This window comes from Pirellulales bacterium, assembly GCA_036490175.1.
Classification (GTDB): Bacteria; Planctomycetota; Planctomycetia; order Pirellulales; family JACPPG01; genus JACPPG01.
Window position 1 is genome coordinate 21,485 of record DASXEJ010000022.1, and the last position, 12,896, is coordinate 34,380.

Annotated in this window: 9 protein-coding genes; all 9 read right to left on the reverse strand. The window is 58.9% G+C overall.

Annotation, left to right across the window (positions count from 1 at the left end):
• Positions 1-8 precede the first annotated feature (8 nt).
• A complete protein-coding gene (locus VGG64_02185; protein HEY1598383.1) occupies positions 9-1,238 on the reverse strand; it encodes a tetratricopeptide repeat protein in 1,230 nt (409 codons plus the stop codon).
• 10 nt (positions 1,239-1,248) lie between these two features.
• Positions 1,249-2,580: a hypothetical protein gene (locus VGG64_02190; GenBank protein ID HEY1598384.1), complete on the reverse strand. Its 1,332-nt coding sequence runs from the start codon at positions 2,578-2,580 to the stop codon at positions 1,249-1,251.
• Between the two features lie 12 nt (positions 2,581-2,592).
• Positions 2,593-3,867 (reverse strand): hypothetical protein, encoded by a 1,275-nt coding sequence (locus tag VGG64_02195; GenBank protein HEY1598385.1) that lies wholly within the window; start codon positions 3,865-3,867, stop codon positions 2,593-2,595.
• 4 nt (positions 3,868-3,871) lie between these two features.
• On the reverse strand, positions 3,872-8,266 hold the full coding sequence (locus VGG64_02200) for a protein kinase (protein ID HEY1598386.1): 4,395 nt from the start codon (positions 8,264-8,266) through the stop codon (positions 3,872-3,874).
• A gap of 170 nt (positions 8,267-8,436) precedes the next feature.
• Positions 8,437-9,492 (reverse strand): hypothetical protein, encoded by a 1,056-nt coding sequence (locus VGG64_02205; GenBank protein ID HEY1598387.1) that lies wholly within the window; start codon positions 9,490-9,492, stop codon positions 8,437-8,439.
• A 13-nt stretch (positions 9,493-9,505) separates the two neighbouring features.
• Positions 9,506-10,120 (reverse strand): biopolymer transporter ExbD, encoded by a 615-nt coding sequence (locus tag VGG64_02210; GenBank protein ID HEY1598388.1) that lies wholly within the window; start codon positions 10,118-10,120, stop codon positions 9,506-9,508.
• Positions 10,121-10,125: 5 nt separating this feature from the next.
• The gene (locus VGG64_02215; protein HEY1598389.1) at positions 10,126-10,812 is read right to left on the reverse strand and encodes a biopolymer transporter ExbD; all 687 of its coding nucleotides are present in this window, start codon (positions 10,810-10,812) and stop codon (positions 10,126-10,128) included.
• A 14-nt stretch (positions 10,813-10,826) separates the two neighbouring features.
• Positions 10,827-11,519, reverse strand: coding sequence for a MotA/TolQ/ExbB proton channel family protein (locus VGG64_02220; protein HEY1598390.1), 693 nt, complete (start codon positions 11,517-11,519; stop codon positions 10,827-10,829).
• A 36-nt stretch (positions 11,520-11,555) separates the two neighbouring features.
• Entirely contained in the window at positions 11,556-12,833 is a 1,278-nt protein-coding gene (locus VGG64_02225; protein ID HEY1598391.1) for a hypothetical protein, read from the reverse strand.
• Positions 12,834-12,896 lie beyond the last annotated feature (63 nt).

A 12,896-nucleotide genomic window follows, 5' to 3' on the forward strand; every position in this document is an offset into this window, starting at 1 on the left:
TCTGGCCGTCAAGGGGACACGAGGGTCATCATCATTTTATAGTCGGCGGCCTCATCGAAGCCCGCCTTACTGCAGGTGTCGTGCATGTGCGACAAGATTTGGCGCGCGAGCGAAAGGCGGTCTTCGCCGGCTCCGCGAGCGACGGCCAATGCCGATCTGTAGTAAGTCAGCGCGGCCTCTGGTTTGTCGATATCCGCGAAGTGAGCGCCAATATTGTTCAGTATTTTGCTGCGGTCTCCGTCATCAACCGCATACTTTGCCAAGGCGCGCAGCACGCCGACCACGCGTTTATCTTGGTCGGAAATGGTTTCCGACGTCTGGTAATTTGGCACAGCCACGTCCTCATGCGACGGACGCGCGGGCGATTGTTGCATATCAAGGCGCATTTGCGAGATCGCCGACGTAATGCCGAACACGTTCGCGACGTTAAAGACTTCGGCCAGGTCGATCTCGGCCGATGCCCGATCCCGGGCGCCGCGGCGTACGAGACACTCAGCAAGGTTTAGATGCGCAGGCGCGAAACAAGGATTGATGGCCAATGCCCGATGAAATGTGCGTTCGGCGGCCTGCCAGTGGTCTTGAGCGGCATAAGCGGCCCCCCAAAAATTAAGTAAGAACGGTGTTCCATGTACGTCCATCGCGCGCGCGCCGCGCTGCAGAAGCTCTCGATCTCGCACCTTTTCGTCCACGGCGAAGAAGCGCCGCATCTTACTGTATTCATCGATGAAGTCCTTTTCGATTTCGGCCGTAATCGCTGTTTCGTTCTGCCGAAAGCGAACTCGGTGCGACCCGCGCGAGAGAAACAAGAAAGGCGCCGGCGACGCGGACAGCTCGGCAAGGTTAGAGAGTGGCAGCCGAAATCCATCGACATCCACCATGGCGGCGCCGGCGGGAATACGAATACTGTAGCGAGCCTGAATCGTTTGGCAGCGAATGTCGTCGTATTCCACAGAAATGCCCACCATGCCCGGTCCGCGCTTCGGGCGCTCGCCGGACTTGACAGCATCTTTTGCAGGTCGCGGCGCCGAGCGCTCCAGCTGCGACGACTTGGGGCCCGCATCCGCCGGAGAAGTCGCCGAGGTGCGGGTCTGCGGTGTTTCGCTCGCGGCGCGCGATCGCGGCAACGTCGGGCTCAGCATTACCGCCAGCGCACAGCAAATCATGCCGAATACCGTCAACAGTTGTGGCGACGGATGTGCTTGCATCTCGCGCGATGTTGTTCGGAATCGTCTCGCCATCGTGCAATGCCTAGTAGTGGTTGAGAAGAATCACAAAGACATCTTGCGTCAGGCCGTCGCGAGCGATAAACGCCAGCTCAGGAGTATCCGCCGTGGGATTTACGGCTAAATCGTTAGGAGTCGTACATCGTTGCGGGTAATCGACTTCGATCATTGCGCCCGATTTGACGTCAATTCCAACCAGCGGGTAATACGCTTGCTTGTGCCGGGCGTGCGAAAATCCCCAAATGCGTTCATTTGTGGGCTCCCACGCGGGGCCGGAAGATTCAAAATCTACGTTGACGACGACCTGTTCTCCCAGGTCGCGCACTTGCCCTACATTGTCGACAGGCGCCAATGCGATCTGCCAAGGATGATTCTCTCCCGACTTCCGATGATAGAACGAGACAAAGCGCTCGTCGGGAGACCAGCAGGGACTGCGCACATCGTCTGACGCGTTGATCGGAACGACCTGCTCGCGCTCGGTGCGAAGATTGCGAATCACCACATTGTAGGCGCCAATGCGCCCCGCCCCTTCTCGTTGTCGCGCGATGAGAAGCCGCGTGCCGGTTCGATCCCAGCGCGGTTGAGAACCGCTTCCCAGTTTCTGGCCGGATTCAACACTTTCGCCGTCCGTCCAGGCTTCATGGATCAACTGGCCATTGCGTTCGTACACCAGCCGGCAAATCCCGTCCGTCCGTCGATACAGTGCCGGGTATACGTTCCGCGCGGTGTCCTTGGTCTTGGCAACAGGCTCGGCACCATCTTCGGAAACATAAATCTGCGCGGCCTTGGAATCGCGAGTCGTGCGCGCGAAGGCGTAGCTGGCCGCACTATTGACGCCCCAACGCAGCATCTGGTCGTTCGCACCGTCGGCAGAACTCAGCAGAGTGGGCTGCAGGGCAGATAACGAGGAGAACATTAGTAACTTTGTCGATCCTGAACCGACGTCGCTGCGCTGGAACGCTAGACGCTGGCCATCGTCAGACCAACTCGGCAGGTAGTGATTATTTTTGTCACCGTGTAACTTCAAGAGCACCACCGTCTCGATCCGCGGACGACTGACGATATCGCGCAGTTCCCGAACTGTGGGAATGCGCATGCCTGCGACCAGTGGCCGTCCCAGCTTGAGCTGCCCGAATTCACCGTCCACTAGTTCCTCGGCACACGCGCCGGTCGAGAACGCAATCGTCGTGTACATAATCAGGGCAAAGGCAGCCAGCGTTACAAAATCCTGGCAAGAGCGACGCGGCCGCGGCCAGCGGTGAAGCCGGTCGACGCGTAAGGCGCACACATTCAGCGCATTGCGCCAAGTGCGTTTCAGCACACTCTGCCAAAGGGTCTTGATACGAATCGAGGGCATACCAAACGCCGCTTAATAGGGGAACTTCGCCACACGCGCAGTCGGTGTCTCGTGCAATACGATGGGTGTTTTGACCGCGGATTTTCCAACGGGGCGCATGTCGCACCGATAAGTGACCGGCTGCTGCCCAATGGCAACGACACGCAACAAGAGGCCGCCCTCGATTGGGTATTGCTCCCATTGCGCGGCATCCAATGGGGGCAAATCAAGGGTCGTCTGTTCTCGCTTCCAGGGTGCAATCTGCCACCAGTCCTGATGGTCGTCTTTGTCAGGTGCGAGTTGGCCTTCAATCGTGACGGATGATGCCGCACCGGGGCTGGCCACACGCTGCGCATTGCACCAGAGCGAATTGGCGTCGGCCGGATCGGCGGTGAAGGTAAATCGGCATTTCAAGTCTGCGGTCATGGCTTGACGCAGCTTTTTCCGGTCGGCTGGCGATAACGCCTCCGCGGCAACCTTTCCGCCACGATGGTTCTGCGCCTTGCCACCCATGGCGAAAAACACCGCGTTAAAACGAGGCGCCAATCGTTGGCGCGCATTTGCACCTTCGGTCTGTAATGCGAGTCCGCAGCGGTGCAGCTGTTCGTCGTACAACTCGTCCGCACAGAGCTCGCAGTACAGATTGCAAGCGTCGCGACCGCGCGCCGCTAGTAGAAAGTCCCTCTCGTCGCGCGAGAACCACTTCGAGTGCTTGTCGATAGCCGGCCGCATCTGATCGAGCACGGGCTGAGGGGCATTTTCCATCGCCCACTGGAGTGCAAAGTCACGAAATAGCTCGTCGTCGCCGCCCGTTGGCAAGGTCTCAACACGCGCAGCGAGATAATCTTTGACGGCTTGTTTAGGTTTATTGCGTGCTTCTTTGAGGCCCCGTTCGATGCCGTCCGCCAGCAAATTGCTGATATTGCTTCGGACGCGGGCCGCCACATCCTGGGAGCTAACGATTTCGAACGGACAGATAAGTTCGCCGTCCGAGTCTGTCGACCCGTCCGGCTTTGTTAGTTCGATGCTGTTACGACTCAGCAGTTCTATTTCCAGATCGCCAAAGGCGGGCTTCACGACCTCCAATTTGACTCGCCCGACGATCATTTCTTGAACGCCGAGTTCCAGTGTCATCTTGTCCTTATCGAAGACGATGCGGCGATCGCGAGTATTTTCTAGTAGATTTACGTGCAGGGTGTCCTTATGGACTTTCGCACTTGCCCCGGACTGCGCTCTTCCCATCGCCGAACACGCCAGCACCACGCCGAGAGTGCCGCAGGCAATGATTGTGAAGCTGCGGCTTGTCATAGTGCTAGTTCTCCGCATGCTTGGGCTTTGCCTGGGATGTCAGAACCAGCAATGTCCCGTCGTCCAAGGGAACTAGGAACTGGTCATGACCAAGGGGAACGGCGGCGGTGGCAGGACCGGCAGCGACCGGTAACTCACGGTTCCGATGCGTATGACCATCGTCCCAATTGAGAATTGTGAGCTGTCCTGCCTCATCAATTACCACCAGGCCCTCGTCGCTGGCAACAGGTTGGCCGCAAATTCGACCAGGCGTGGGCTCGGAGACCCAACGCAACTCTTTGGACGGAATGTCGATGCTGGCGACTTTGCGCGATTCCAATACCACGAGCGCGGACTGGCCATGGACGAAAGGGGACATGGTCGCGCGGCCAGGCAGAGCCACTTTCCAATGCTCCGGGGCAGCGTCGTTCCAATGGACGCCGTGCAACGTTCGGTCCCGGTCGGCGACCAACATATTGCTTGCGGACCAATCCGGCGGTAAGAATCCAGCTTTCGTCAACTTGATCGCGTTGCCAACTTCAAGGAAGCGCCACAGCCCCGCGTCACCACGCTGCAGCGCCAAGCGACGCACGGTGCCATGATCCGAGAGAATGAACAAAGACTGGTTGCCGTCAGACATCAAGACCGGCCGCTCGCCGATCAAGCCATCTGCCGATCTCCAGCGATAGGTGGGCAACTGTGCGGGGGGCGCCTGGGGATTCAATTCGCACAATTGAATGTTGCCGTCGTCGCAAGGAACGGCGAGACGTTCCCCCATCAGGCACGGCTGGCCGGAAATCGAAGCCGGCAACGGCACGATGTTCCAAGCTGATTGTTGCCTTTTCGGGTCGAGCACCTGGGCGACGTCGAAAATCGCCAGCCGGCGGCCATTGTCGATCACGGCGACTACATGCGACGGGCTGGCTGCCGGGCCTAACAGGTAGAATTGCGACGCAATCATGCCGGCCGTGGAAAAGCCCTTCACAGCCGGTTGAAAGGGTGGGGCGACGTGATCAGCAGGGACCACGCCCTGAGGGATCTTCATACGCCAAATCTGGCCGCCGTGGTCGACCAGCAACACGTGGCCGTCGTGTACCAAGGGGTTACTCCACAGACTGTGTCCCAAGGCGCAGCTCCACAGCGTCTTGCCCCCTTCGGCCTCGACTGCGGATAGTGTGTAACCGCGCCCATCCGGTGACATGAGTGTGAGATAAAGAGTCTTGCCGTCGCTGGACGTCTGAGACTCTTGTACAGGAATCCCCTCGATGCTCGTTGAGTCTCCGGTCTTGGGCCACACCGTGGTGATGCGCTGACTGGGAACGTCGAGCAGTCGTTTTTGCAACTTGCCGCCCGTTACGACCCACAGCAACTGTTCCTGCGAATTCACGGCTAAAGATCGCGCCGGATCGTCGTCCACTTTTACCGCGTCAGGATCGTCGATCATCCGATACAGGGCCTCCTCTTCGCTGGCGTCGATATTCAAATTGACGCCGTAGGCGCCGACGACACCCCGGTCCGTGACAAATGTCACGCGATCCGGCGCGACGAGCGGCGGGAGCCATGTCCAGCCCTCTAATGCCTCTTCCTTGAGAGGAGCATCGTGCGGCGAGCGAAAACCTCCCTCGTGAACACGAAAGACTCGCAACAAGGTGTTATCAAACCCTGCCGCCTGATTGAGGATCAAATACGGTCCGGCCAGGATCGGCTCGGACCGTAAGGATCCGCCAGGATGATTGGTAAAGAGAACCGATCGACAGGCCGGTCGCGACGGATCGTCCAGCACCTTGGGGTCGATGGCAAACAGCCGCTTGTTCTCTGCCGGAAAGTACACCAACCGCGTCAAAGGATCGTACTTTCCGCCGGACGCCAACGGTTTGTTCACCCGAATGGTCCCCAGACGCTTTCCCAGCACCAGTTCCAACACATGGATCTCGCCGGTCGCCGTCGGCAGCAAGCCGCAGGTACGCGTGACCGTGTCACCATCGGCAGCAAGGGTCGGTACGATCGTTGGCGCGGTAAAGACCGCGCCGTCGAGTTTGTAACTCCAGCGTACTCGTCCCGTGCGTTCTTCAAGCGCGAGCAATCGCCCCTCGCCGGGAGAGGCCGTTAGTAACAATGGAGGACTCGTTGGTGTTTCGGAAATGCGGACCGGTAAACCGTCGCAGTCGATTCCCAATCGGCGTGCCCAGAGAAATGTTCCGCGCTCGTCAAAAGCGTACAGCACGCCTCTGGCCAGCGCCAGCACGACGGCAGAGGCGCGCATCTGCTTGTCTTGGGCAAGCGATTGCTTGTTAAGCAGCCACAACGTGGCTGAGGGTTCGCGCCCCTGCGCCGTCGTGGGCGGATCCTGGGATTCTATCGGTGATTGCGCCGCGACCTCGTAGGTGACCTGCTGAACCTCGAATTGTTCGGCTTGCCGTAACGCTTCTTCCAACTCCTTGGCCTTACCGAGTTGCGGATATTCCTTCCGCAGCGCGTCGTAACGCGCATAGGCTTTGTCCGGATCGACCGTGGCATCGCTCTCGCGCAGCTTTTTCAAGTCGCCCAGCACCAGATCACGCGCACGCTCACGACGGACTTCCGCATCAGCGTCTTTCAAAGACTCGTCGAGCTTTTGAATCCTATCTTTGACCCAGTCATCCTTCATGGAGTTGGCGACTGTGGAAAATAGTTCGAAGGCCGTCTTCGCCTGTTCAATTTTCGCGGGATTGCGTTCGCGGGTGGCTTCCTCGAGGAAGCGTCTGACGGGACGTTCCGTCAGGTCATACAAGTAATTTGCGTACAACGCGTACACTTCTTCGTCACGGTATTTTTTATAGATGCCATTCATACGATCGAGCAAGGCTTGCGCCGGATCGGTGGTCGCCGCGATCTGCGCGTCGCAAAGCTCGACAAAGAATGGCACGTATTCATTCTTGGGAAACGCCGGATAGTCCTGTGCCAGCTTTGCGAAGTTGGCTGACGCCAGTTCCCAATGGCTGAGCCCGAATTCGTCCGCGACAATGCGATCCCAGACTTCCTCCGGGGGCGGATAAATCCGCCGGTAGGCCATCCGTCCCATCACGCCGAATACGCCGAGTAAAACAACGCCTGCCACCAAGGCGATGCGCCAGGGGAATGCGCTAGGTTGATAATAAGTGTCTTCCGGCGGACTCGTATCGAATGGGTCATCATCGGCGACCGCATCAACGACATCTGGCCGATCCTGACCGGGAGGGAGCGCACGCTCGAAATCCCCCTCGTCGGATGATGTCGCGGCGGGACCGCCGTGCGCCACGGTCTCGGCATGCCCTTGAACGTGATGCAATGTATTGTCGTGCGCAGGGCCAGCGGCGACGACATCTGCGTTTCCGCTGGTCCATTCCATCCGATCAAAATCGTCATCTTCATCGTCGACAGCCATTGCCTCGACGAATTGCGGCCCAACGGTTTGGGGAGTCTGCTGACCCGACACGATCAAATTCGGCTCGACTTTGAATGGATCGCAGCGCGCGTTACGACAGGGCAGCACCATACCTAGCGAACTGCGGTCGACGTGGTAGAGTTCGCCACAGCTTGGGCAGCGGACGTCGAAAGAGGACGCAACGCCGGCAGTGGGGGTCGGCGTGTGCGAGCCGTTCGCGAGCAACACGGCCACGTCCTGGCAGATTTCCAAGGGATCAGGACGCTTAGACGGTTGCACGGCCATCATTCGCTGCACGAGGCGGTCGAATGCCTCTGGTATATCGCTGCGCGTTTGGCAGATCGATGGCCTGGGGGCGGTGGCATGACGCTGGTGCAGCCCGGCCAGATCCAGATCAAGAAAGGGCTGTCGGGCAGTGAGGCAATAGAAAATGGTACAGCCGAGGGCGTACACGTCCGCCGCGATCGTGGCGCTATGGGGGTCAACGAACTGCTCAGGCGCCATGTAAGCCGGCGTTCCGAGCGTCACGCCGGAGCGGGTCGTATCGAAGCTTCCTTGATCAAAGTCGGAAATCAATCCCAGGCCGTAGTCGACGATCTTCGCCTGATCGTCATCAGCGATCAGGATATTGCTGGGCTTGATATCTCGATTAACGACGCGTGACTGGGCAGCAACTTCCAGTCCTGCAGCCAGACCGGTTAGATACCGGGCGACACGCGCGAGTGGGAGTGGCTGCTCCGATTGGATCAGCTCGTCCAGCCGCTTTCCGTGCACAAATTCCATGACGAGAAATAGCCGGCCCGCCTCCTGGCCGTGTTCGAAGGCATGCACGATGTTGGCATGCTTGAGACGTATGGACGCCTCTATCTCGCGCCGGAATCGTCGGCTGGCTTCCGGTTCGTTGGAACGCGGAAACTTAATCGCCACACGGCAGTTGTCGCGCGAGGTATCGCGCGCCTCATAGACTTCCCCCATCTCTCCGGAGGAAATCCGTTGTAAACCAGCATAACGGCCCACAAACCGGTCACGGCAGTTCGGACATTCCCAGGGAATTGTCCGACCATCGTCTGCCGAAAACTGAGTGTGACACGTGGGGCAATTTGGCATGCTGGCTGCTGCAGGGACAACGTTTCCGGCCGGGTTGAATTGCTTAGATCGTGGAGCACCGAGGCCCACCGTGCACGTACCTATCTTGGTTCTTGTGCAACGACCTGAACGTCGAAACCACCGCCGGTCCGGACCACCTCGAATTGCGTCGACTTGATACGATCTTCCGATAGTCCGCGATAGGCAATCTCGAGCTTGGAGAGTCGGTCCTCGAGCCGCTGCGGCAAAAGCGTCATGAAGTAATCGCCCCGCGCTGACATGTGCAAGTGCTCGGCGACGCGACGCGCTGAAGATGGATCTTGATCCATCCAAAACATCTGGTCGATCTCACCTTCTTTATGAATCGATTGACCAGGCGGTTCTTTGCTCAGATCGACATAAACGTAAGATCCACCATCGCCGGGAAAAACGATGGTGGCGCCCAATCCTTTGATCTGTGCCACGTAGTCTGCCGCGCTGCGCATGTTGAATCGGAGGATCCAGCGCGCTTGTCGTGCCGACCTTCCGCTCGCGGCGTCTCCTCCTCCGCCCCCTTGGCCCCCGCCGCCGGATCCATCTCCGCCTGTGCCGCCACCGGATCCGCCGCCGGCGCCGGCCCCGCCTCCTCCGCCCGACTTGTTTAAGTTTTGGGCCAGCCGTTTACGAATCGAATTGGCGGCGCTCTCGGCACGTTGCGCAACGTCGCCGGCCGAAACCGAAGTCTCACTGGGGCTGAAATCGGTATCCACGGGCGCGTCAGGTTGCACCTCCGTATCCAACTGGGCCGACGGCGTCGTTGGCAGCGGCATATCGCTCGACGTGGACGTCGATTGCTCGAGCGATTGTCCGGAATCACCCCCCGTTCCCGAGCCTGCTCCGGACGGCAGGCCGTCCGCGCCGATGCCGGGCGCGGCGCCATCTCCGTCACCGTCGACAATGGCGATGGCGCCAATCGTCGGCGGGCGATGGTTGCGCTTGGCGAAGGCCGTCAACCCCAGGGCGAATAGCAACACGACAAATACGTGCAAGCTGATCGAGATCACGGTCGAGATCGGCAATTCGAAGCGGGGGGAGTACCGCCACCAGAATCGCTGCCAGCTTGTCGTGGGACGCCGCGGAGCTTTTGCGGCTTTTTTAGGATTGGGCGCGGTAGCCATGGCGATTTAACCCCTAGCCCTTTTTCATCAGGAAGTGGACCTGGTCGATGCCGGCGCCGCCGGCGGCGTCGATGACCTTGATGACCGTTCCGTATTCCACGCCGTCGGCGTCGAGAATCAACTCCTTGCGGTTTTGGCTCGACTGACTTGTCAGATTCTTTTCTAGTTCCGCTTCGGGTACTTCGGTCTCACCGACCCAAAACCGGGGTTGCCGTTGCTCCTGGCGCGCTCTGACTCGGATCATGAAGTTGTCGACGTCTTCGCTGCGCACCGTTCTCACGCCCGAATCGTCGGTGGTTTTCGTTTGTGGCATCTGTAAAACTTTTTCCAGCACCTGATAGCCCGTCGTCAGGATGAAGAAGATCAACAGCACCAGCGTCACATCGATCAAGGCGTTCATGTCGACGCCGCCATCGTCCTCTTCCCTGGCAACGGGCTCGGGCTCTAGCTCAGCAGCGATTTCGGCGAATTGTGGATGCTCTTCAATAACTTGCCATGCGGTATCGCGCGGTCCGCGCACCTCGTCGGTTGTGTCGAAGTCTCCATCGCGCAGGGCCTCGACAATGCGGGCCACGGACAAGCCGGCGACCTCTTTCGGCGATCCGCGATGACGTAGCGTCCAACTCATGCCAGCTATTCCTTCCCCTGGTGATCGCTCACCCCGGCTTCGATTCGATCGAATCCCTTGCTAGTCAGTCCTGCTAGAAGTGCTTGTATCGTTTCATAGGGAACTTGGGCCTGCGCCCTGATGATCGTTGTCTCGACGCTTCCCTTGGGATGTTTCTCGGCGGTGTGATTGAGGAAATCCGCCAATTCGGCGCTGGCAAATTTGCGCTCGTCCCCGCCATCGAGAAAGAACTGCGGCTGCGAGGCCTCGAATGCGACGTTGATGTTCAGCGGCTCGCGCTCGGCGATGACGCGGGCGTTGGTCGCGGGAGGGGTCTCGACCGGCGAGGCGGTGATCATTTCGGCCGCCGTCAACATAAAAAACACGAGCAGCACCAAACTGATATCGATCAGCGGAATCATGTCTGGGTCTTCTTCCTCCTCCGCATGACTGGAAGAGCCGAACCCTAGATCAACGGCCTCGTATGCCTCGGCTTCGTCGTCCGCGCTGACCGCGGCCGCGTGCGGCAAATAGGTGGCGAACTCGGGTACGTCCTGGATCACGCGCCAGTCCGTTTCGCCCGCGGCGCGGACGCAATCGTTCGCCGAAATGCGTCCTTGCTGGATCCAATCTGTCAATTTGTTGAAGTCAACGAGCGGAGAGACGACGTCTCGTTCGACGAGTCGCACTTGGAATTGCTTCGCTTGGGTCACGACCGCGGTCTCCGTTATTGTTTGTGAGCGACCGCGGCACTGGGATTGGGAGCCGTAGCTTTCGTAGCGGGCTTGGTACGCACATACTCTTGGACGAGCGCTAGCAATTTCTGGGCATTGCTCTTCATTTGGATTTCGACTTTGTGCACGTTGGCTTTGAAGAGCACGTGCGCGAAGACTAGCGGAATCGCGGTGACCAGACCGAGGGCCGTGGCGAAGAGGGCCAAGCCGATCTCGGTGCTTGCTTGTGCCGAGCCGCCGGCCTTGCCGGATTTGGCAGCTTCGCCCAATACTTGGAAGGTGCCGATCATGCTCACCACGGTGCCGAGCAGACCAACCATCGTGGCAATTTTGGCAATGGCCATAATGGAAGGGAGCAGGTAATTCAGATCCGGCACGAATTCCAGCTCGATCGCGCTGGCCATCGATCGCCGCATCGCCGCCGTACCCTGCGGAAAGGCGTGCAGCCCTCGCGCCAGCAGCCGCGGGATCATTCCCTTTTCGCGCTGACACAAAGTCAAAGCACCAGCAGGGCCATTTTGCGACAACTCTTGCTGCAAGCTTCCCAGGAATCGATCCATGTCCGTGCGGGCGTTGAAATTCAGCATCAGCCGCCAAGCGACCAGCGCTGCCGCGGCCAAGGACATGGCGAACATCACTATGGCGAACGCCATGTGGTTCGTGACAAACGTTGTAAAGGCTTCCATGGGTGTGGACTGTCTCCCGGCAGGCTGGAACGGAAACTATTTAGCGTCGCCCTGTGCGGATCGCCATTTACGCCATTGCTTGATCTGCCCTGCTGTTTCTAATGGTGACTGGCCTTCGCGCGGTCCGAATTTTTGACCTGTCAGTTCACGGAGCATCGCGGCAACTTGCGGCCATTGATCGCGCGGTATGCGCTTTAACTGCTCGGCCTCGGGTATCGCATCCAGGACCAGCTTGGCGGCTTCAGGATCCTTGAGCTCGCGCAGCATCTTGATGGATGCCAGCCTGTCGCCTGGTGAAGAGTCTTTGGCGGCCAGCGTATCGATGGCGGTGTCGCGAAGCTGCACGCGCTCTTTGGCACTGACCCGTTCCAGGCGTGGTGACAATTGTTGCCAGATCAGCTTGCTCAACTCCGCGTCCGCGGCCGAAAGCCAGGCCACGCAATCTGCGGGTGACGCAGCGGCGATGGCTGTTTTGACGCGATCGCGAATGTTGGTTGATACCGCTGGCTTTGCGCCTTGCGCCAATTGCCACACATCCATCAGGTGCTCGCGGGCATCCTTGGCCGTGAGTTTGTGGTCTCCGATCTCTTCGACAAGAAGTGCCTTGCGGTCTTCGTCTGCCACCGACATCATTCCCAGCAGTTCGCCGACGGGCTTATTGGCCCAATCCTTCTTGAGTATCTGGCCTTCTCGGGCCACTTTGGCCTGGCGGTTCTTAACGGTATTGTTGAGCAGCGTCTTGAGTTTCGGATCGTCGGTCGCGTCGGCGGCTTTCTCAAGCACATCTCGACTGCATTTCTTTAGCACAAGCTCTCTGGCATTGTGGGCAAATTCCGTGACGGTTCCATCTACCTTGCGTCCCGAGGTTGCCAAGAGCAACGTGCTGATATCTTGCGGATCGACGTCGCCTGATTCGAGCGCCTGCTGCAAAAGGTCCAAAAGATCCTTTGCGGCCTCACGATGCAGCGGCAACTGGTCATTACCCGGCACTTTGCCATTCATCAATAGGGAACTAATGGAGGAGATCACCGCCTTATTCCCTTGTCCGCCCAGATGCGACACAAGCTTTTTTGCCATCTTCCGGTATTCGGGGATCTTCTCCAGCGGGAAGGTGGGGAATTCGGCGGGGTTGATATTGCGATTATCGAGATAGGCCAGGGCCGACAGACAATCTTTTGCGATCAATGTGCGGGATTGGATTTCGCCCTCAGTCAGACGCGCCTCGATCTTTCCCCCGCGCGCCGCTCCGCCTTTGGGCTTGGCGGCATCCTCAGCGCGCTTCTTCTTGAGCTGTTCGGGCGTGACGGCGCGCAACTCGCTGCGTTCCAAACTGGCAACCGCTTGAGGGACCTGACGCTTAATCTCGTTCAAGTAGTC